The following is a 20,572-nucleotide window of genomic DNA, read 5'->3' on the forward strand; positions in this document are numbered from 1 at the left end:
CTGCCGAGACATCGTGCTGACGTTCACGTTGTGAGACACCGCCTGATTGGTTTCCGCCTTATCTTGCTTGAAGGATATAGAGTTTACCATCGGCACGCAGGGGTGGCTGCAGCCCTGATCGTAGTGGAGCCTAAGAAATTTGGGAAATGCTTGGTAGCGGAGGAGGGACTCGAACCCCCGACACGCGGATTATGATTCCGCTGCTCTAACCAACTGAGCTACTCCGCCGAAGCGAGTTGCGCTTTACGAAAGCGCGGGTGGCCCGTCAAGGGCGAAACAGCATGAAGGGCTGTCTTTGCGGAAAAACCGATCATCGCGCATGCCGCGCCGCGGCTGTTGCCTTGCATCGCGCCGTCCGACGTCACGCCGGGGCAATCATTCGCAAAAAGCACAAATAAAAGTCATTTCGCACATCAAGTGGGCGTTTTTTGTGAAATGGCGGCCTGCACCCTCTCTGATCTATGTTGCCGGAAGGCGAGGCCCGCCAAGATCTGAGCGTCATACAGCCACGCCTGTCGATGCACATGAACCGCGTGACACGGCGCCACGCAAACCAAGGGAGGCGGTCATTCAGGACGCAGTGCAGATCGTACCGCCTGCCAATCGCACCGGTCTGCCGCGCGCGGTGGGATCATTGTTGCTGCAATCGAAGCGCCGTGCGGAAAACGGTGCCTCGGTCCTGGCGGATCTGCGACATTCAGGCTGCCTCAAGGCGCTTTTCCCGCGCGGCGCGGCAGATCGCCTGAACGCGGTACTTGTCAACACATCCGGCGGGATCACCGGGGGCGACGATCTGCGGATCCAGGCGCGAGTCGGCGCGGCCAGCAGGTTGAGCCTGACCACGCAGGCCGCCGAACGCATTTACCGCGCCAGCAGCGCCGCACCCGGCCGCGTCAGCACGCGGATCACCGTCGAACCCGGTGCAAGGCTGGACTGGTTGCCGCAAGAGACGATCCTGTTCGATGATGCGCGGCTTGACCGCGAACTCAGGGTCGATCTTGCCCATGATTCACACTGTCTGCTGGTTGAAACGCTTGTTTTTGGCCGGACCGCCATGGGCGAGCATGTCTCGAAGCTGCACCTGTCCGACCGCATTTCCATCTGGAGAGAGGGGGCGCCCCTGTTCATTGACCGGATGCGCCTTTCCGGCGATGCCGACATGATGCTGCGCCGCACTGCCATTGGACAAGGCGCGGTGGCGACGGCCTCGGTCGTGATGGCGACACCTGCGGACAGCGGCGCAGCGCCCGCCCTTCTGGAACAATTGCGCCCGCTATTGCCCGCGCAGGCCGGCGCTTCGGTGATCCGGCCGGGCCTGCTGTTCCTGCGACTGACTGCAAGCGACAGTTTCGAATTGCGCCGGAGCCTGCTGCCGGTGCTGGCACTGCTGAATGATGGGCCGCTGCCCCGAACATGGATGATCTGACATGAACCTTACCCCGAGAGAAAAAGACAAGCTGCTGGTCGCAATGGCGGCAGAGGTCGCGCGCAAGCGCCTGGCGCGGGGCGTGAAGCTGAACCACCCCGAGGCGATCGCCCTGATCACCGATACCGTCGTGGAGGGCGCGCGGGATGGCCGGTCTGTCGCCGACATGATGCAGGCCGGCGCACAGGTGATCACCCGCGCCGACTGCATGGAGGGCGTGCCGGAAATGATCCAAGAGGTTCAGGTCGAGGCGACCTTTCCCGACGGCACCAAACTGGTGACCGTGCACAATCCGATCCGTTGATGTTCGCAGGAGTTCAACACATGACCCGAATGACCCTATTGCTGACCGCCCTCTGGGCAACACCTGTTCTGGCCGATAGCGGGTTGCACATGCACCCGCATGCCGATCATCCGGCATGGTCGCTGATCATGCTGGCCTCGGCCGTGGTCGGGGCTGCCGCCTATCTCGCATGGCGCCGCCGATGATCCCCGGAGAGCTTTTCCCCGCCGCGGGCGAGCTGACCCTGAACGCGGGGCGCGAGGCGATCACCCTGATGGTCGCCAATACCGGGGACCGTCCGGTGCAGGTGGGCAGCCATTATCATTTCGCCGAAACGAACCCGGCGCTGGCGTTCGACCGCACCGCTGCGCGCGGGATGCGGCTGGATATCGCCGCCGGCACCGCCGTGCGGTTTGAACCCGGACAGCGGCGCGAGGTGCAGTTGATCCCCTATGGCGGGGATCGGATCGTGCAGGGTTTCAACCAGGCGGTGATGGGGCCGCTCTAGGCCCTGCCGCAGATATCATTCGTCAAAGGATCGAACCGATGCCCGTCAAGATTTCCCGCCCCGATTATGCCGCCATGTATGGCCCTACGACCGGCGACCGGCTGCGGTTGGCCGATACCGACCTGATCATCGAGGTCGAGCGTGACCTGACGGCGCTGGCCGTGGGCAGCGCCATGAGCGGCGGCAGCGGGCCGAACGCCGCCATCTACGGCGAAGAGGTCAAATTCGGCGGGGGCAAGGTGATCCGCGACGGGATGGGGCAAAGCCAGGTCACCCGCGCGGGCGGGGCGGTGGACACGGTCATCACCAATGCGCTGATCGTGGACTGGACGGGCATCTACAAGGCCGATGTCGGCCTGCGCGACGGCCGCATCCACGCGATCGGCAAGGCGGGCAACCCGGATACGCAACCCGGCGTCAGCATCATCGTTGGGCCGGGGACCGAGGTGATCGCGGGCGAGGGGCGCATCCTGACGGCGGGCGGCTTTGACAGCCATATCCATTACATCTGTCCGCAGCAGATGGAGGATGCCTTGCATTCCGGCGTGACGACCATGCTGGGCGGTGGCACCGGCCCCGCGCATGGCACCCTGGCCACCACGGTCACGCCCGGCCCCTGGCACATGGCGCGGATGTTGCAGGCGGCGGATGCCTTTCCGATGAACCTGGCCTTCGCGGGCAAGGGCAATGCCTCGCGTCCCGCCGCACTTGAGGAACAGATCCTGGCCGGCGCCTGCGCGCTGAAACTGCACGAGGACTGGGGCACCACGCCTGCCGCCATCGATTGCTGCCTCTCGGTTGCGGATGCGATGGATGTCCAGGTGATGATCCATACCGACACGCTGAACGAAAGCGGGTTCGTGGAACATACGGTTGCCGCGCTGAAGGGGCGCACGATCCACGCCTTCCATACCGAAGGCGCGGGCGGCGGACATGCCCCCGACATCATCAAGATCTGCGGGCTGCCGAATGTCCTGCCCTCCTCGACCAACCCGACACGGCCTTTCACGGTCAACACGGTGGACGAGCATCTGGACATGCTGATGGTCTGCCACCACTTGGACAAATCCATCCCCGAGGATGTGGCCTTTGCCGAAAGCCGCATCCGGCGCGAGACGATTGCAGCCGAAGACATCCTGCACGACATGGGCGCGTTTTCGATCATCGCGTCCGACAGCCAGGCGATGGGCCGTGTGGGCGAGGTGCTGATCCGCACCTGGCAGACCGCCGACAAGATGCGCAAGCAACGCGGCCGCCTGCCCGAGGAGACGGGCGAGAACGACAATTTCCGGGTGCGCCGCTATATCGCGAAATACACGATCAACCCGGCCATCGCGCATGGGATATCGGCCCATATCGGCAGTATCGAGGTGGGCAAGCGCGCCGACCTGGTGCTGTGGAACCCGGCCTTCTTTGGCGTCAAGCCCGAGATGGTGCTGATGGCGGGCACGATCGTGCTGGCGCAGATGGGCGATCCCAATGCCTCGATCCCGACACCGCAGCCGGTCTATTCGCGGCCCATGTTCGGGGCATACGGCCGTTCCCTGGAACATAGCGCGGTCACCTTCGTGTCCGAGGCGGCGCAGGCCGACGGGATCAGGGGCAAGCTGGGCCTTGCGAAACAGACGCTGGCCGTCACCAACACGCGCCAGATCGGCAAGGCGGATCTGAAGCTGAACACGGCCACCCCGCATATCGACGTGAACCCCGAAACCTACGAGGTGCGCGCGGATGGCGTGTTGCTGACATGCGAACCTGCCACGGTTCTGCCGATGGCGCAGCGCTATTTCCTCTATTGATCCGAAAGGCCCGATCCGATGCCCCTGCCCCATAGCCATCATCTGACCCGCGCCGCCGATCTTCCGCCCGCGACGGATCAGTGCCTTCTGACCTATGATGCACGCTTTCTGCGCCGCAAGCGGCTGGAGACGGTGACGGGCGCGCCTTTCCTCATCGACCTGGCGCAGACCGTGTCGGTCGATCAGGGGGATGGCTTCATCCTGTCGGACGGGCGTGTGATCGCTGTACAGGCCGCCGCCGAGGCGCTGCTGGAGGTGCGCGGCGCCGATCTGATACGGCTGGCCTGGCACATCGGCAACCGCCACACGCCCTGCCAGATCGAGGCGACGCGCCTGCTGATCCAGCGCGACCGCGTCATGCGTGACATGCTGGCCCTGCTGGGGGCAGAGGTGACAGAGGTGACGGAACCCTTCACACCCGAAGGCGGCGCCTATGGCCATGGCCGCACCCATGGGCACAGCCACGGCGACGCCCATGGCAATCCGGTCGCGGCACACCATACGCATTCGCATGGTGCTGATCAGGACCACGCCCATGATCAAGAGCACGAGCATGAACACGGGCACGAGCACGGGCACGGGGACGAGCACGGGCACGAGCAGGGGCATCACCACTATCACCATCATGGGCATGAACATTGAGATGATCGCCACACCTCATCTTGTGACCCTGATGCAATGGCTGTCACCCGCCTATCCGGTAGGTGGGTTCAGCTACTCTCATGGTCTGGAATGGGCCGTGGAAGCAGGCACCATCACCGATGCGGCCACTTTCCAGGAATGGCTGGCCGATATCCTTGAATATGGTACGGGCCGCAATGATGCGATCCTGCTGGCCGCTGCCTATCGCGCGGTGGATGCGGCCTATCTGACCCATGTGGATGCCGTCGCCCGGGCCCTGGCCCCTTCCGCGGAACGTCTTCTGGAAACGACCGCGCAGGGCGCGGCCTTCGTGCGTACGACCGCCGACATCTGGGCGATCGACTTGCCGATGCTGTGCTATCCGGTGGCGGTTGGCCGGGCCGCCGCCCTGATCGGTGTTGGGCTGGAGCAGGTGCTTCCGCTTTACCTTCACGGCTTTGCCGCAAACCTGACCGGCGCGGCGATGCGACTTGTGCCGCTTGGCCAGACCGAAGGCCAGCGTGTGCTGGCAGCGATGACACCACTGTGCGATCTGCTGTCCCAGGAGGCCCTGGGCGGTGATGGCCTGGACGATCTGGGCGGCTGCACCGTGATGGCCGATATCGCCGCGATGAAACATGAAACCCAATATACAAGGCTTTTCAGATCATGACCTCACCCCATGGACCCTTGCGGATCGGCATCGGCGGCCCTGTCGGCGCGGGCAAGACCACGTTGACCGCCGCCCTGTGCCGCGCATTGCGCGACGACTACTCGGTTGGGGCGATCACCAATGACATCTACACGCAGGAAGATGCAGAAGCCCTGATGCGGATGCAGGTGCTGCCCCTGGACCGGATCATCGGGGTCGAGACAGGCGGCTGCCCGCATACGGCGATCCGTGAGGATGCCTCGATCAATCTGGCCGCTGTGGCCGAGATGCGCGCACGCCACCCCGAGGTAGAGCTGGTCCTGATCGAAAGCGGCGGCGACAACCTGTCGGCCACCTTCAGCCCGGAACTGGCCGATCTGACGATCTATGTCATCGACGTAGCCGCGGGCGAGGAAATCCCGCGCAAGGGCGGGCCCGCGATCACGCGGTCGGACATCCTTGTGATCAACAAGACCGATCTGGCCCCGCATGTGGGCGCCTCGCTTGAGGTGATGGACCGCGACGCCACACGGATGCGGGCGGGCCGGCCTTTCGTCTTTACCGCGTTGCGCAAAGGCGAAGGGCTTGACGATGTGGTCAGCCTGATCAAGACGATCGGCGGGCTTTGAGCCGGGAACGCCGCGGGGGTCGCTGTGGCGGTGCCTCCGGCGGGGATATTTGGGGCAAGAAGAAACCGGCGGTCAGGCGCCTGCCGGGGCTTCGAGCAGGATCACGGAACAGGCCGCTTCGTCAAAGCCGATGACTCCGCCGCCGTTTTCAGCAAGGGCGATCCGGGCGCGGCCGGTTTGACGGTCACCGGCTTCCTGTCGCAGTTGCAGCGACAGTTCGTGGATCATCGACAGGCCGGTGGCGCCCACAGGGTGACCCTTGGAGACAAGCCCCCCGGACAGATTGATGGGCATCCGCCCACCCAGCGCCGTGGCGCCGGATTCCATCAGCGCGCCGCCCTTGCCATCCTCGCAGAAGCCCAGCATCTCGGCCTGGAAAATCTCGCAGAACGAGGTGGCGTCATGCACCTCGGCGAGGTCGACATCGGCGGGGGTCAAGCCGGCGGCCGCATAGGCCTTTTGCGCGGCGACACGGGACAGGCCCGGCTCGTCAGGGGCGCGATACTTGCCCCCTGTCAGCACCGAGGCGCGCACCTTCACGGCGCGGGTCCGGACATCGGCAGGCTGGGCGCGCAGGAAATCTTCTGAACACAGGATCGCCGCCGCCGCACCATCCCCGATCGGCGCGCACATGGAGCGGGTCAAGGGGTAGGAGATCGGCCGATCCTGCAGCACATCATCCACCGAGACCTTGAAACGATACTGCGCCTTCGGGTTCAGCGATCCGTGGTGGTGGTTCTTGGATGCGGCGATGGCGATCTGCTGGCGGGTCGTTCCATAGCGCTTCATGTGCCAGGCCGCCTGCATCGCGTAGGTATCCATGAAGACCGTGCCGCCAGCCGCCTTTGCGTCGAAAGGCTTGCCCGCCTCCTTGCCACGCGCGGCATAATAGGCCTGCCACTCCTGGGGGTCGAGCTGGTCGATGCCGCCGTCGAAGATTTCCTGCGTACGGGCGGCGTCACCCGGAAAGAAGGTTTTTTCGACACCTATGGCCAGCGATACCTCGGCCTGGCCCGACAGGATATCCTTCCAGGCGCCGTGAAAGGCCATTGATGCCGTGGCGCAACCGCCTTCGACATTGATCATTCCCACCCGTTCGGGGAACAGCCCTTCGCGCACCAGCGGCGTGAAACAGACCTGACCGCGAATGTTGCGCTGCCCAAACGTGCCCATGCCGCAGTTTCCGAACCAGCCCATCTCGATATCCGTACCGGTTTCAAGCCCGGCATCGGCCAGGACATCCAGATAGGCTTCGCGGGTCAGTTCCTTGAAACCGGTATCGGGCCGCTTGCCGAAGGCGGTGCAAGAGGTGCCGAGGATATAGACGTCACGCATGGCGGGTTTCCTTCCAATCCCGGACTGATCCTGGGCCGATCCCGGGGAAATGGTTCCGGTGGTCGATCTTTGTGTTTGACAGCCGCCAAACAATCATTTGATTTATGTCATGGAACGAAAATCGCTTCAAGGCATTGATCACGCGATTCGAAACATGGGCCAGAGCAATCAGACAGCTTTCCTGCATGGCCAGATCATATCGGACGGCTTTTTCCATCAGGGAGGCGGGATGCCGGACGACAAGACATAAACCAACCAACGATCAGGGAGGACGTTGTAATGAAACCGATTTTCAGGGCTATTGCCATCACGGGCGCCATTGCGGGACTGCTGGCGGGTCACGCAGGCCAGGCGCAGGCGCAGGACTATCCCGCGTTGTCGTTGCGTCTGGCGCATCCGCTGCCGCAGACATGGCCAGCGGCGGAATGGGACGGCTGGTGGGCCGAGGAGGTCGCCAGGCGGTCCGGCGGAAAGATCCAGATCGAGGTCTTCTGGGCCGGCCAGATCGGCAGCCTGACCGAGATCAAGTCACTGGTGTCGAATGGCGCGGTTGACCTGGGCGTCTTCGCCCAGGCCGTGCATGCCGAGGAACTGCCGCTGACCTCTGTGTCCGCTGGCCTTCTGAATCGTGTATCGGCAAGCCCTGCGGTGGCGGATACCCTGGCGGGCGCGCTTTATGCCACCGATCCCATCCGCGACGAGTTGGCGGCACAGAACCTGCATGTCCTGAAATGGACGGTTCCGTCGACCTATACCCTGCAGTGCAACCGTCCGATCAACAGCACGGCAGACCTGGCAGGTCTGCGGGTGCGCGCGGTCGGCGGGGCCTATGTTCCGATCTGGATGGAATCCCTTGGCATGGTGCCGACCCGTGTGCAGGCAACCGAAATTCGGGAAGGTCTGACGCGCGGTACGCTGGACTGCAACTTCGGGCCGATCGAGTGGGCCACCTTCGCAGGGTTCGAAACCGCAGCCCCTTACTGGTCCGACATCAACACCGGCAGTTTCACCACCTTCCAGCTTTATATCGCGAAATCGGCCTGGGACGGGTTTCCGCAGAACGTGCGTGACCTGATGACGGATGTGGCCAAGGAAGCCATGGCCAAGGATCAGGCCGCGCTGGACGCCGTGGCCGCCAAGGCTGTCGATGCCTATAAGGCGGCGGGCGGTCAGATCGTGAACCTGTCGGACATGGACGCGCTGGTGGCGAAATCACCCGACATGATCAGCATCTGGGAAGAGCGCATGACCGGGGCCGGGATGGCAGACAAGATTGCCCCCCTTGTCGGGCCGATGCGTGAGGCGCAGAAATCCTTCCAGAACTGATGCGTTGTCATGTCACCGGGCGGCCAGGCCGTATTGGCCGCCCTTGCAACGCGCCGCCTGACAGGAGGGATCATGCTGATTGAACGCGTGGCCAGTGCCGTGGCCGCCATCGCCCTGGCCGTCGTCATGCTGGTCGGGGTTACCGATATCGTTGCAGGCGAAGTCCTTGGGGTCTTTCTTGCCTTCAAGGTCGACATGTCGGGCACGTTGACGGCGGCAGCCATCTTTTTGGCATGGCCGCTTGTTCAATCACGCAATGAACATATCAATGTGGATCTTTTCTCCGGCATTTTCCCACGCTGGAGCCGCATTCTACGCGAAATAATTGCAAAGCTGGCGGGCCTTGTTTTCTTTGCGCTGATCGCGCGCGGCACCTGGAAGGTTGCCCTGGACAGCCTTGCGATCCGCGAGACATCGGCCGCGACCCTGGGTTATCCGATCTGGCCGGCCAAACTGGCCTGTGCCATTGGCGCAAGCCTGGTGCTGCTTGTCATCACCCTTCAGATCGGGCGGTTGATCCTGCAGATGCGGCATGACCGGAACGGGCATTCCTGATGGGGGGACTGGAGACAGGCCTGATCGCATTCGCGGCACTTCTGGGATTGCTGGCCATGGGCGTGCCTGTCGCCTTCGCACTGGGGGTTGTTGCGGCCGCCGGGATGTATCTGACGATCGGGGCCAATTTTCTGTTCACGACATTTCAGACCACGCCCTACACGCTGACAAGCGACTATACATTCGTTGTCGTCCCGATGTTCGTGCTGATGGGCGGGATCGCCGGGCGCGCAGGCATCATCAGCGATCTTTACACCGCCGCGCATTACATGCTGGACCGGATCAAGGGCAGTCTGCTGATGGCAACGATCATCGCCCAGGCTGGCTTTGCCGCGGCTTCGGGATCAACCGTCGTGGCCTCCAGCGTTTTCACGCGCATGGCCCTGCCCGAGATGCTGCGCTTTGGCTACAATGGCGGGATCGCGGGCGGCTGCATCGCCGCGGCTGGCACACTTGCGGGACTGATCCCGCCCTCGATCGCGATGGTGCTGTACGCGATGCTGACCACGCAGCCGGTGGGCGAGTTGCTGATCGCGGGCATCATCCCCGGCGTGCTGACGGCGGCGGCCTACATGGTCGGGGTACGGGTCATGCTGATCTTTCGCCCCGAATGGGCGCCGCCATCGAAGATGACGATCACATGGGGGATGCGCGGCCGCGCCATGGCAAAGGTCTGGAGCGTGCTTTTGCTGATGACCCTGGTGATGGGTGGCATCTATGGCGGCTACTATCCGCCGTCGGCTGCCGGGGCCGTGGGTGCGGCGGGCGCGCTGGTCATCGCGCTGTCGATGCGCCGTATCGGCGGGCGCGACATCTGGGAGTCGTTGCTGGAAGCGGCGCGCATCTCGGCGATGATCTTTGCCATCGTGATCGCGGGCCTGATCTTCAGCCGGTTCCTGCTGATCAGCGGCTTCATCGGCGAGGTGCGGGCCCTTGTCATTGCCAGCGAACTGGGTGTGACCGGGTTCCTGCTGGTGACGATCGCGATCTTCCTTGTGCTGGGGATGTTCATCGACTCCGTCTCGCTTCTGGTGATCGCGGTGCCGTTTCTTTACCCCATCGCCCAGGCGTTGCAGATCGACCCGATCTGGTTCGCCGTGATCATCATCAAGCTGATCGAGATCGCGGCCATCACGCCCCCCGTCGGGCTGAACCTCTATGCCGTTCTGGCAGCGGCCAATGGCGTGCTGCGACCGGCAGAATTGTTTCGCGGGATCACGCCGTTTATCGTGATCGAGTTCGTGGTGCTGGGCCTGCTGATCGCCTTTCCGGCGCTGGTCACATGGCTGCCGACAACAATGTAGGAAGGATGAAGACATGACCGAACTGCTGGATCAGCCTTTCGTGAACATCAGCGACATGCTGGCCCAACATGGGCGTTTCAAGGCAAAACGTCTGGCCGTGGTCTGTGGAGACGACAGCCGGACATGGGGCGATTTCGACCGCAACATCAGCCGCGTCGCCCATGCGCTGATCGCGGATGGTTTGCAGCGCGGCGACCGGGTGGCGGTGCTGATGGACAACGCCGTCGAGATGCTTGAGGTGGTGTTCGGCGTGATCCGCGCGGGCGGTTGCGCCGTGCCATTGTCGGGGCTGCTGACCGGCGCGCAGATGGCGGGCCTGATCACGGACAGCCGTGCAGCGCGTGCTTTCGCCAGCGCGGGTTTCCGCGAACGGCTGGATGACGTGCGCGACGATCTGGGGCAGGTCACGTGCTGGGTCGGCTTCGGCTTCACCGGCGCGGGCTGGACCACGCTTGAGGATTTCATCGCAGGCCAACCCGACACGGTGCCCGGCATACGCCACCGTCCGGGTGATGATTTCAACATCATCTATTCCTCGGGCACCACGGGTCTGCCCAAGGGGATCGTGCAGACCCATGCCGCGCGGCTGCATTTTGCGTTTTCCAACGCGATCGAGCTGGGCATCACCTCGGACGCGCGGACGCTGACCACGACCTCGCTTTATTCCAACGGGACATGGATCGTGATGCTGCCCACGCTTTTTGCAGGCGGCACGCTGCATGTGATGCCCGCCTTCGATCCGGCGGGCTTTCTGGATACTGTCAAGGCGCAGCAGATCACCCACAGCTTCATGGTACCCGCACAGTTCATCATGATCCTGGATCATCCGGCCATGGAGGCCGCCGATACAACCTCGTTGCAGCGGGTCGTCTGCGCCGGGTCCCCCTTGCGGCGGGACGTGAAAAAGAAGGTGCTGGAGCGTCTGACGCCGGGGCTGTGCGAGCTCTATGGCTTTTCCGAAGGCTTCGCCGCCGTCCTGAAACCCGGTGAGCCTGACGACAAGTTTGCAACCGTCGGTATACCCGTGATGGGCTTCGACCTGCGGGTGATCGACGAGGAAGGGCGTGAATGCCCACCCGGCAAACCCGGAGAGATCGTGGGCTATGGCGCGGGGATGCTGCGCGAATACAACGGCCAGCCCGCGCTGACCGAGGCGCTGATCTGGCGCGACGAACACGGACGGACCTTCATCCGGTCGGGCGATGTGGGCGTGCTGGATCAGGACGGGTACCTGACCATCATCGACCGCAAGAAGGACATGATCATCTCGGGCGGTTTCAACGTCTTTCCCACGGATGTCGAAGCGGTGGTGGGCCAGCATCCCGATGTGGCCGATGTCTGCGTCATCGGCGTGCCGCATGACAAATGGGGCGAGACATGCCTGGCCCTGGTGATCCCGCGCGGACAGGCTGACCCCGAGGCCGTCAAGGCATGGTCGAATGAACGACTGGCGAAATACCAGCGTCTGCATGCCGTGGAAATCAGGCAGGACTTTCCGCGCAATGCCCTGGGCAAGGTGCTTAAACGCCTGCTGCGCGATCCCTATTGGGCCGATGCCCGGATATGAAGATGGCGGTGCAGGCGGCGGTTGGCCTTCCTCCTGGGCTGTGCGGCGCGCAGTCCGTCAGGCAGGGTGACGTCGGCGCGACGATGCCCGATACCGTCAAGACCGCAGCGCGCAAATCCGTCACCGCCGGCCTGCCCTTTCCCAAACGCGGGGGAACGCCTGCCGCATTCGCCCGCGATGGTATCGGACCAACGGTGAACGATATCACCTTGTGCCCGGATGGGGCCCTGCGTCCGGTATGATCCCGGCTCAGGCCTCGCGCGGCATTGTGCTGTCAAGCGAAGGGCGACCCGCCTGCCGGGCGCGCCATGCGGCCAGGGCCGGCCGGTGGCTCAGCCAGTCCCGGTCCGGAAAGCGGAAGGCCGCGTAATCCAGCGCCGTAGCCGTGGCGATGGCAGCCATGTCGGGGCTGTCAGCCATATCGCGGGGCGGCGCCGCCTCAAGCAGATCAAAAGCCGCGTTGATGGTGCGAAACCGCTTTTGCCCGATTACCAGGTTGTCAAAGTCCGGGGCGGATTTGCGGGTGATGATGATGGCCGCCATCACGTCGATCGCGCCAAGTGCGACCCCCGCCTGCCGCAGCATCCCAGCCAACCCGTCACGTGGGAAAAGCGGTGGTTCGGGCGCCAGTTGATCCAGCCAGTGCAACACCATGGCGCTTTCGGAAATGCCGGTTCCGTCGTCGGTCACAAGGGCTGGCACACGTTCATGCACATTACCGCCCACGAAATCAGGATCGCCCCCCCAAGGGTCGATCACCCGAACTTCCACCTTTTCGGCCAGCCCCTTTTCGATCACCGCAATGCGCGACAGGCGGGCAAATGGTGATGTCAGGTTGGTGAACAGGATCATGCGCGTCTCCGTCGTTGCCCGGTCTCAATGCCGGAAGCCATGGGCCCAGCATCGGAAAGCCCGCCATCAGACGCAAGCCCGCAAGTTGCACCCTGCCGCAGGGCCAAAGATCCTTGGCCAGTGTTGACCCCAAGGCATCGTTTTTCGCCGCAAGGCCCGTTCCTGCTGGCGTGCCATGGCTGGACAATGCGAAACGGCAATGCAATAGTCAACCAAACGATTGCTTGGTAATTTGGCTGCTGCCAATATGACCGCACTCACCGCCCTGAATACGACCAACAAGCGAATCGCGCCAGGCATGACCGGGAGGAGCCATTGAACAACCCGTTGAAATCGGCGGCAGCGCATTACGACCCGACACTTCCACAAGTGGTCAGGGATCCCTACCCTTCGCTTCTGGCCCTGCAACGTCACGACCCGGCGCACTGGAACCCCAAGCTGAAGGCCTGGGTGCTGACACGCTATGACGATGTCAAGATGGCCCTGACCTCGACCGACATGTCGGTGGACCGGATCAGGCCGTTCTATGAAAACCTGCCAGCCAAGGAAAAAGGCGTCCTGTCAGAATTGATGCGTTATCTGACACTCTGGCTGGTGTTTCGCGACCCCCCCGAACATACCCGTCTGCGCCACCTCATGAGCCGCGCCTTCACCATGCGCGCGGTCGAGGTGCTGCGCCCGGGCGTCGAAGATATCTGCGACATGCTGACGGATCGCCTGCCGCGCGGTGAAGCCTTCGATTTCGTGAACGACTTCGCGATGCAATTGCCTGCGATGGTCATCATGGACCTGCTGGGCGTGCCGCGGAAACATATGTTCCACCTCAAGTCCTGCTCCGACCGGATGCAGCTGTTCATCGGCTCGGCCCGCAACGCCCCCGACAAATACGAACGCGCGGCAGAGGGCGCGCATGAGATGGCAACGCTGTTCCGTGGCCTGATCGCAGAACGCCGGGCCGAACCGCGGGATGACCTGATCTCGGCTTTCATTGCCGCACGAGAGGCGGACGACGCCATGACCGAGGACGAACTGGTCGCCGCCTGCATGCTGGTCATGTTCGGCGGGCATGAAACCAGCGCCAACCTTCTGGGCGGCGGCATGGCCAAGTTCATCGCCCATCCCGAGGCGGCACGGTTGCTTGCCGATCAGCCCGATCTTGCAAAATCCGCGGTCGAGGAATGTCTGCGGCTGGATGGTCCCTCGGGGTCGATGGCGCGGCTGGTGGCGGTCGAGCACCAGTTGCACGGCAAGACCCTGCGCCCGGGCGAACGGGTCTTTGCCATGATCAACACCGCCAACCAGGATCCCGACATGTTCGAGCGGCCCGGTGATTTCGACATTACCCGCAAACCGAACCGGCACCTGACATTCGGATACGGGGCGCATTTCTGCATGGGTGCGGCATTGGCGCGGCTGGAGGCCGAAGTGACCTTCCCCCGCCTGGTTCAACGGCTGCCGAATCTCAAGCTGGCGGCAAGGCCGATCGAATGGCATGCTACCATCATCATGCGCGGCCCGCGCGTCATGCCGGTGGAACTGCACTGACGTGGATACAAAGGGAGCCGGGTCATGACAAAGACAGTCATTGCTGGCGACGTCTGCGGTCTGCCGGGATTTGTCATCGGCAAGGTGGTGCAGGACTTCACCCGCAAGCGTCCGGTCCATGACACGCGGCCGGGCGGGTCCCGGTTCAGCGACACCCTGCCGGTGCAAGGAACACAGACACCAGATAAACACCGCCTTTTCCCCGATGGGTTTATCCCCGGCGCGGCCCCTGCCGGGTTCGATCCGCGCGCGACGAAGGCGACCATACGAAAGGCAAGCGCATGAGCGGACCCGATACAGGCAAAGTCGACGTCACCCTGGACAGCGCGATCGCGGTGATCCGTTTCTCGAACCCGCCCGAAGGTTTCATGGACGAAGGCACCGAGGCCGGCCTGACCGCGGCGCTTGACCAGGTCGACACGGATGATGCGATCCGCGCCGTGATCCTGACGGGTGCCCAGGAAGGGGTATTCATCCGCCACTATGATGTCCGTATCCTCGAGGCGCGGTCGCGCAAGATGGCGGCGCGCGGGATGGTTTTCACACCCGACAGACCGGTGCCGGAACCCGCGCTGCATCGCGCCATGCGCCGGATCGAAAACAGCCCAAAGCCCTATATCGCCGCGATCAACGGGACAGCCATGGGCGGCGGGTTCGAACTGGCCCTGGCCTGCGATATCCGCCTGGCGCAGGCGGGGGATTACCCCATCGGCCTGCCCGAGGTAAACCTTGGCATCCTGCCGGGCGCGGGTGGCACGCAGCGGCTGCCCCTGCTTGTCGGACAGGCGCGCACCCTGGAATATTGTCTGACGGGACGGACCTTTACACCGGAAGAGGCCGCCAAGGCGGGGTTGGTCAATGCCTGCGTCGCCGACCCCGTTCTGGATCACGCTCTGGGGATGGCGCGCCGGATGGCTGGCAATCCGCCACTGGCGTTGGCGCATATCAAACGGCTGATCCGTGGCGCAACGCCAGATCCCGAACGGATGGCGCTGGAACGCACGCTGTTTTGCGACCTGATGGTGCAGGATGAGGCGATAGAAATCATGGCCCGGATGAACCGCAACGGCAGCGACATCCGCAATCCCTGATCAGGGGCGGCCCTGGTGGAACCGCGTAGTGATCAGCACCTTGCCATCCCGCCCCTCGCGCGCGGCATGGGCCACGGCATCGACAGCGTCGACGATAGGATAGCGGGCATCGACCCTTGCGCCGATCTTGCCCTCGTCCAGCCATGTCACAAGTTGGCCATAGACCTGCTTGATCCGCGCGGCCCCGGCGGTGGCGAACCATGACGCCAGCCAGAACCCCCTCAGGGTCAGTCCGCGAAATACCAGGTCATGGGCGCTGAGGTGCGGGCTTTCCCCCGACAACAGGCCATAATTCACCACAGTGCCACCATCAGCGACGCAGGCCGCCAACCGTTCGGTCGCGACCCCGCCGATCGCGTCCAGCGCCAGCCGCGCCCCGGCGCCGTCCGGCAGCGTTGGCGCAGGGCCTGTGCCATCGTCAACGATGATGACCTCGGCGCCAAGGTCGCGCAGGGTTCGCGCGGCCCCCTCACGCCGCACGACGCAGGCGATACGCAAGCCCAGCGCGCCGCCCACCTTGACCACGTTCTGCCCCACGGCGGAATTTGCGGCATTCAGGACCACCCAGTCGCCCGGCTGCAAGGGCACGATATCCTGCAGCATCACCAGCGCTGTGGCCGGGTTCGCCTTGAGCATCGCCGCCTGATCCAGATCGACATCCGCGGCCAGGGGCACCACGTGACGCGCAGGCAGGGTGATCTGTTCCGTCCATGTGTTGCCCGGCATCGGCATCACGATCTCGCCGGGCTTGAGGGTGACATCCGGCCCCACCGCACTGACACGGCCCACCCCTTCGCTGCCTGGCACGAAAGGCGCAGGCGGGCGCACGCCATAGCGCCCTTCCAGCATCAGAAGATCGGCAGGATTGATCGTCAGGATCAGCATATCGACCGTCACTTCACCCGGCCTCGGCGGGGCTGGTGCGGATTTTGTCACCACGGCAAGGTCGGTCAGACCATTTCCTGTTGCTTCGACGGTGTGGATGGTGTTCTCGGTCATGTCGAACCTAATTGCGGAAGATTGTTAACAATCGTTCGTTAGTCAGCTATATCGACAGCATGCCGTTCGCGCAACAAGACCTGTTCCACGCCAGATCAAGACACCCTTAAACATGACAGAACCAGAGACAGAAAACACATCCCCCGGTAATCGGCGCGAAGAGTTGCTTGACCGCGCCGGGGAGTTGATGGCCGCCAAGGGCTATGACGGCACGTCGATGCGCGACATCGCCAGCGCGGTGGGCATGTTGCCGGGTTCGCTCTACTACCATTTCGCGTCAAAGGAAGCCTTGTTTCTGGCCCTGCACCAGCGTGTTGTCGCATTGATGGAGGCGCGGGTCAGCGCAGCCTTGAAGACGGCCGAGGAACACGGTGTCGGACCATGGGACAAGCTTGAGGCGGCCGCGACGGCGCATCTGGAAGGGTTGATCGAGACCGGTAATCTGGTTGCGATCGTATCACCTGAATTCCTGGGTGAACGCGAAGGCATCAGCAGCCAGATCAGGTCCGAGCGGCGGCGTTACGAACAGACCTTCCGCGATCTTTTCAGCGCCCTGACACTGCCCGAGGATGTGGATCGCACGCTTCTGCGCCTGCATCTTTTCGGCGCGCTGAACTGGGCCCCGATCTGGTTCGACACGGCCAGGGGCCATGATGCGCGCACTGTCGCGCGTCAGATCATGGGCGTGTTCAGAACCGCCTATGAAGGCAAGGGCGCCTGACCTCAGACCGTGGCGGCAAACCGTGCGGCCAGAGTATCGACATCAGCACGTATTTCTGCCCGAATCGGCCCGTTTCGCGGGTCATCGCGCAGGGTGGTAAACCAGTGCTCGGGCGGTCTGCGCCCGCGCCGGTTGCCGCGCCACTCAAGCCCGCGCAAGACATCCTGGGCCAAAGCGGGCAGCCGTTCGGGAATGTCATGGCCCGCCAGCGTGGCCCAGACACCTGTCCAGGCACGCCCGACGGACCAGGGGTTATAGCCGCCACCGCCCAGAACCAGATAACGGTCAGTCAAGCCGCCCAGGGCCGCGACCACGGACCAGAGCGCGCCATTGGACAAGGTCAGGCGTGACTGCGGGTCTTCGGCCAGCGCATCAGCGCCGCATTGCAGGACAATCGCCTCGGGGGCGAAACGGGCGACCACCGGCAGGATCAGCCGGTCGAGGATCAGCGCCATCTCGGTATCGTTCAACCCCTTGGGCAGCGGCAGGTTGAACACGTTGCCTGCGCCCTCATCCGTCAGGGCGCCGGTCCGGGGCCAGCGGTTCACCTCGTGGGTTGATACCAGCAGGACATCGGGATCGTCGCGAAAGGCGTGATCAACACCGTCGCAATGATGGGCGTCGATATCGACATAGGCGATGCGCCGCAGCCCCTGGCGGCGCAGCGACAGGATCGCCAGGACCGGGTCGTTGAAATAGCAGAACCCGTTGGCGTGGTCGGGCATGCCGTGGTGGGTGCCTCCCGCCGGGGCATAGACAACACCGGGGCGTGCCAGGATCTCACCGGCCAGAAGCGCGCCGCCCGCCGATGTGGCGGGACGGCGAAACACCTCGGAAAAGATGGGGTTGGCATGGGTCCCGATATTGTGACGGGCGCGGATCTCGGGTGAAACCTCGCCCTCTGCCTCGGCCTGTTGCAGGGCGGTGATATAGGCCGGATCGTGCCAGATCGACAGGGCTGCCGGTTTGGCCCGCGGGCTGGTGACATAGGTCGAAGGGTCAAGCCAGCCCATGGCGCGGGACAGGTCCATCACCGTCGAGACACGCGGCACCCGCAACGGATGCCATTCGCCGTAGCTGGATCCGCGATAGATCTCGGAACCTATGAACAGGGGCGGTTTCATGCTGTGGACGACCGGGACGCGCAGTTCACGCCTTGGTCAGCATCGCTTCGATCTGGCTGGTGATCCGACCGGACAATGGCTTGACCGGCGCCGCGAAGGTCCCGGCCACACTGCCATCCGGAGCGATCAGCACCTTGTTGAAGTTCCATCCCGGCACGAAGCCCGCCGTCCGCGACAGCCACTGATAGAAGGGATGCGCCGCCTCTCCCTTGACCGAGGTGATCGTGGTCATCGGGAAATCGAGACCGAAGTTGACCTCGCAGAATTCCGCGACTTCTTCATTGCTGGACAGTTCCTGGCGGAAGTCGTTGGACGGTACGGCAAGCACGATCAGGCCGCGATCCCTGTAGCGGTCATAAAGGGCCTGAAGCTCGTCATACTGGCGCGTGTAGCCACAGCGCGAGGCCGTGTTCACCACCAGTACCGGCTGGCCGCGCCATTCGTCCAGCGACAGCGTGCCCCCATCGATCGAGTCGAACACGAACGCGTCGCGTGCATTCGCCGGGTAGGTCAGGATCACCGATGCCACGGCCAACAACATGCTGAGCAGGATGGCAGGGTATGTTTTCTGAAGAAGGGTCATCTTTTCATGCTTCCACGTCGAGGGCCGCTTACCGAAATCGGGCGCGTCTCATGCTTGCGTAGGCAGATAGGTGTTATTAACCGACTGTCCAGTGAAGGCTTCGCGCATCGGCAGTTTGTCGCAGATCGTACGGGACGCGCTTTGGCTTGCCAATGGCGGCAGTTCGGTCCCAGATGGCGCAAATGCCCCGGAAAACAGACCGGATCAAAGAGGGAGGAATACCGAATGCTGGACAGGCTTGAGAAGATCGTGGGCCCCGCAAACCTGGTCAAAGGGGCCGATCTGGTCAAGTGGTCGCGGGACTGGACCGGCGTCTACACATGGACCCCGCTGGCCGTGGCGCGGCCCGGGTCCACCGATGAGGTTGCCGCGATCCTGCGCCTGGCCAATGATACGGGCACGGCCGTCGTGCCTGTGTCGGGCAATACCGGGCTTGCCGGTGGAACAAAGGCCGAGGGCGCGATCATGCTGTCGCTGGACCGGATGAACCGCATTCGCGAGGTCCGCCCCGCGGCGCGGATCGCCATCGTCGAGGCGGGCGTGATCCTGTCCAGCCTTCATGAGGCGGCGGATACCCATGACCTGATCTTCCCGCTGACCTTCGGCGCGCGCGGATCGGCCATGGTGGGCGGTTTCCTGTCGACCAATGCGGGCGGGTCCAACGTGCTGCGCTATGGCAATACCCGCGATCTGTGCCTTGGCCTGGAGGTGGTCCTGCCGACGGGCGAGGTGATGGACCTGATGAGCGAACTGCACAAGGACAACTCGGGCTATAACCTCAAGCATCTGATGATCGGGGCCGAGGGCACGTTGGGCATCATCACCGCCGCCGTTCTGAAACTGGCCCCCAAGCCGCGCGCCTATGCCACGGCGATGGTCGCGGCACCCTCGCTGGACCAGGCATTGATCCTGCTGAACCGCCTGCAAGAGGCGACGGGCGGCGGGGTCGAGGCGTTCGAGTTCATGCCGCGCAGCTATATCGAGGGGCATCTGGAGAAGTTCCCCGGAGCCAAGCCACCCTTCGAGGCGATGCATGACGTCAATATCCTGGTCGAGGTGGGCGCCACCGCGCCGCGCGATTGCACCCCTGGCCCGGACGGGCGCGTGCCCGTCTCCGTGCATCTGGAGGAGGTGCTGGAGGGTATGTTCGAAGAAGGCATGATTCTGGATGCCGTGGTGGCCCAGTCGCACGCCCAGCGCGCCGAAATGTGGCAGCGCCGCGAGGCGGCTGCGGAAATAGCGCTGACGCGGCGGCCCATCGTGAACAATGACGTGGCTGTGCCGCTGGACAAGGTATCGGTGTTCCTGTCGCGCATCCACGACCGGCTGACTGTTCTGGACAAAGGCGCGAAAGAGTTGACCGTGTCGCACCTGGGTGATGGCAACGTGCATTACACCGTCTGGCCAGTCTCGCAGGACCCGGCCGTGCATGACGCGATCATGGAAGCGGTCGAAGATGTGGTCCTGGACCTGGGCGGCAGCTTTTCGGCCGAGCACGGGATCGGCATGTCGAAACTGCCCTCGATGGCGCGACGCAAGAACAAGGTGGCGCTGGCGGCGATGCGGGCGATCAAGGGCGCGCTTGACCCGAAAGGTATCCTCAACCCCGGCAAGGTGCTGCCTGGCTGACAGCTGCGCCTCCGGCGGGGATA

23 protein-coding genes and 1 tRNA gene are annotated in these 20,572 nt (G+C 63.7%); 18 read left to right on the plus strand and 6 right to left on the minus strand.

What is annotated here, in order from left to right; all coding sequences use genetic code 11:
• Window positions 1–151 precede the first annotated feature (151 nt).
• A tRNA-Met gene (locus tag ACFQ3C_RS08705) sits at window positions 152–228 on the minus strand.
• A 352-nt stretch (window positions 229–580) separates the two neighbouring features.
• On the opposite strand from ACFQ3C_RS08705, the gene ACFQ3C_RS08710 reads away from it, so the two are divergent.
• From ACFQ3C_RS08710 to ureG, 8 genes are read left to right on the plus strand one after another with little or no spacing between them, the layout of a single operon-like run.
• The gene (locus ACFQ3C_RS08710) at window positions 581–1,426 is read left to right on the plus strand and encodes an urease accessory protein UreD (RefSeq protein ID WP_380790620.1); all 846 of its coding nucleotides are present in this window, start codon (window positions 581–583) and stop codon (window positions 1,424–1,426) included.
• A 1-nt stretch (window position 1,427) separates the two neighbouring features.
• Window positions 1,428–1,730, plus strand: a complete 303-nt coding sequence (locus ACFQ3C_RS08715) for an urease subunit gamma (protein ID WP_380790622.1) — start codon at window positions 1,428–1,430, stop codon at window positions 1,728–1,730.
• 20 nt (window positions 1,731–1,750) lie between these two features.
• Complete coding sequence (locus ACFQ3C_RS08720) at window positions 1,751–1,915, plus strand: peptidase M23 (RefSeq protein WP_380790624.1); 165 nt, start codon at window positions 1,751–1,753, stop codon at window positions 1,913–1,915.
• Entirely contained in the window at window positions 1,912–2,217 is a 306-nt protein-coding gene (locus ACFQ3C_RS08725) for an urease subunit beta (protein WP_380791137.1), read from the plus strand. The genes ACFQ3C_RS08720 and ACFQ3C_RS08725 overlap by 4 nt, the downstream gene beginning before the upstream one ends.
• Before the next feature lie 38 nt (window positions 2,218–2,255).
• Complete coding sequence (ureC, locus tag ACFQ3C_RS08730; protein ID WP_380790626.1) at window positions 2,256–4,016, plus strand: urease subunit alpha; 1,761 nt, start codon at window positions 2,256–2,258, stop codon at window positions 4,014–4,016.
• Window positions 4,017–4,034: 18 nt separating this feature from the next.
• Window positions 4,035–4,658, plus strand: coding sequence for an urease accessory protein UreE (locus tag ACFQ3C_RS08735; protein WP_380790629.1), 624 nt, complete (start codon window positions 4,035–4,037; stop codon window positions 4,656–4,658).
• 1 nt (window position 4,659) lies between these two features.
• Complete coding sequence (locus tag ACFQ3C_RS08740; RefSeq protein WP_380790631.1) at window positions 4,660–5,310, plus strand: urease accessory protein UreF; 651 nt, start codon at window positions 4,660–4,662, stop codon at window positions 5,308–5,310.
• Window positions 5,307–5,918, plus strand: a complete 612-nt coding sequence (gene ureG, locus ACFQ3C_RS08745) for an urease accessory protein UreG (protein WP_380790633.1) — start codon at window positions 5,307–5,309, stop codon at window positions 5,916–5,918. The genes ACFQ3C_RS08740 and ureG overlap by 4 nt, the downstream gene beginning before the upstream one ends.
• A 72-nt stretch (window positions 5,919–5,990) precedes the next feature.
• On the opposite strand, the gene ACFQ3C_RS08750 is transcribed toward ureG, so the two are convergent.
• Window positions 5,991–7,253, minus strand: coding sequence for a thiolase family protein (locus ACFQ3C_RS08750; RefSeq protein WP_380790635.1), 1,263 nt, complete (start codon window positions 7,251–7,253; stop codon window positions 5,991–5,993).
• A 279-nt stretch (window positions 7,254–7,532) separates the two neighbouring features.
• Here ACFQ3C_RS08750 and dctP point away from each other — a divergent pair, with 279 nt between their 5' ends.
• The 5 genes from dctP to ACFQ3C_RS08775 all read left to right on the plus strand — a co-directional run bounded on the left by dctP (window position 7,533) and on the right by ACFQ3C_RS08775 (window position 12,247).
• Window positions 7,533–8,579, plus strand: coding sequence for a TRAP transporter substrate-binding protein DctP (gene dctP / locus ACFQ3C_RS08755; protein ID WP_380790639.1), 1,047 nt, complete (start codon window positions 7,533–7,535; stop codon window positions 8,577–8,579).
• A 72-nt stretch (window positions 8,580–8,651) separates the two neighbouring features.
• The gene (locus ACFQ3C_RS08760; protein WP_380790642.1) at window positions 8,652–9,134 is read left to right on the plus strand and encodes a TRAP transporter small permease subunit; all 483 of its coding nucleotides are present in this window, start codon (window positions 8,652–8,654) and stop codon (window positions 9,132–9,134) included.
• Window positions 9,134–10,438, plus strand: a complete 1,305-nt coding sequence (locus tag ACFQ3C_RS08765; RefSeq protein ID WP_380790644.1) for a TRAP transporter large permease — start codon at window positions 9,134–9,136, stop codon at window positions 10,436–10,438. The genes ACFQ3C_RS08760 and ACFQ3C_RS08765 overlap by 1 nt, the downstream gene beginning before the upstream one ends.
• Window positions 10,439–10,451: 13 nt before the next feature.
• Window positions 10,452–12,005 carry a class I adenylate-forming enzyme family protein gene (locus ACFQ3C_RS08770; RefSeq protein ID WP_380790646.1) on the plus strand — a complete coding sequence of 518 codons (1,554 nt, stop codon included), beginning with the start codon at window positions 10,452–10,454 and terminating at the stop codon, window positions 12,003–12,005.
• Window positions 12,002–12,247 carry a hypothetical protein gene (locus ACFQ3C_RS08775; protein ID WP_380790648.1) on the plus strand — a complete coding sequence of 82 codons (246 nt, stop codon included), beginning with the start codon at window positions 12,002–12,004 and terminating at the stop codon, window positions 12,245–12,247. Before ACFQ3C_RS08770 ends, ACFQ3C_RS08775 begins: the two co-directional genes overlap by 4 nt.
• 7 nt (window positions 12,248–12,254) lie before the next feature.
• Here ACFQ3C_RS08775 and ACFQ3C_RS08780 read toward each other — a convergent pair whose 3' ends face one another.
• Window positions 12,255–12,857 carry a glutathione S-transferase family protein gene (locus ACFQ3C_RS08780; protein WP_380790650.1) on the minus strand — a complete coding sequence of 201 codons (603 nt, stop codon included), beginning with the start codon at window positions 12,855–12,857 and terminating at the stop codon, window positions 12,255–12,257.
• Between the two features lie 315 nt (window positions 12,858–13,172).
• Between ACFQ3C_RS08780 and ACFQ3C_RS08785 the strand changes: the two genes are divergently transcribed.
• Genes ACFQ3C_RS08785 through ACFQ3C_RS08795 form a run of 3 tightly spaced genes read left to right on the plus strand, consistent with a single transcriptional unit; the run spans window position 13,173 to window position 15,493 of the window.
• Window positions 13,173–14,402 (plus strand): cytochrome P450, encoded by a 1,230-nt coding sequence (locus ACFQ3C_RS08785; RefSeq protein WP_380790652.1) that lies wholly within the window; start codon window positions 13,173–13,175, stop codon window positions 14,400–14,402.
• A gap of 24 nt (window positions 14,403–14,426) precedes the next feature.
• Window positions 14,427–14,687, plus strand: coding sequence for a hypothetical protein (locus tag ACFQ3C_RS08790; RefSeq protein WP_380790654.1), 261 nt, complete (start codon window positions 14,427–14,429; stop codon window positions 14,685–14,687).
• Window positions 14,684–15,493: an enoyl-CoA hydratase/isomerase family protein gene (locus ACFQ3C_RS08795; RefSeq protein WP_380790656.1), complete on the plus strand. Its 810-nt coding sequence runs from the start codon at window positions 14,684–14,686 to the stop codon at window positions 15,491–15,493. The genes ACFQ3C_RS08790 and ACFQ3C_RS08795 overlap by 4 nt, the downstream gene beginning before the upstream one ends.
• Here the strand turns inward: ACFQ3C_RS08795 and ACFQ3C_RS08800 are convergent, their stop codons facing one another.
• Window positions 15,494–16,492 carry a zinc-dependent alcohol dehydrogenase family protein gene (locus ACFQ3C_RS08800; RefSeq protein WP_380790658.1) on the minus strand — a complete coding sequence of 333 codons (999 nt, stop codon included), beginning with the start codon at window positions 16,490–16,492 and terminating at the stop codon, window positions 15,494–15,496.
• 112 nt (window positions 16,493–16,604) lie between these two features.
• Between ACFQ3C_RS08800 and ACFQ3C_RS08805 the strand changes: the two genes are divergently transcribed.
• Window positions 16,605–17,213 (plus strand): TetR/AcrR family transcriptional regulator, encoded by a 609-nt coding sequence (locus ACFQ3C_RS08805; protein ID WP_380790660.1) that lies wholly within the window; start codon window positions 16,605–16,607, stop codon window positions 17,211–17,213.
• A 2-nt stretch (window positions 17,214–17,215) separates the two neighbouring features.
• On the opposite strand, the gene ACFQ3C_RS08810 is transcribed toward ACFQ3C_RS08805, so the two are convergent.
• Together ACFQ3C_RS08810 and ACFQ3C_RS08815 are read right to left on the minus strand one after the other, a co-directional pair.
• A complete protein-coding gene (locus ACFQ3C_RS08810) occupies window positions 17,216–18,337 on the minus strand; it encodes an acetoin utilization protein AcuC (protein WP_380790662.1) in 1,122 nt (373 codons plus the stop codon).
• A 25-nt stretch (window positions 18,338–18,362) separates the two neighbouring features.
• A complete protein-coding gene (locus ACFQ3C_RS08815) occupies window positions 18,363–18,920 on the minus strand; it encodes a glutathione peroxidase (protein WP_380790665.1) in 558 nt (185 codons plus the stop codon).
• Window positions 18,921–19,145: 225 nt separating this feature from the next.
• Between ACFQ3C_RS08815 and ACFQ3C_RS08820 the strand changes: the two genes are divergently transcribed.
• The gene (locus tag ACFQ3C_RS08820) at window positions 19,146–20,549 is read left to right on the plus strand and encodes an FAD-binding oxidoreductase (protein WP_380790668.1); all 1,404 of its coding nucleotides are present in this window, start codon (window positions 19,146–19,148) and stop codon (window positions 20,547–20,549) included.
• Window positions 20,550–20,572 lie beyond the last annotated feature (23 nt).

Origin of the sequence: Seohaeicola saemankumensis (genome assembly GCF_042678485.1) — a bacterium.
GTDB classification, from domain to species: domain Bacteria; phylum Pseudomonadota; class Alphaproteobacteria; order Rhodobacterales; family Rhodobacteraceae; genus Seohaeicola; species Seohaeicola saemankumensis.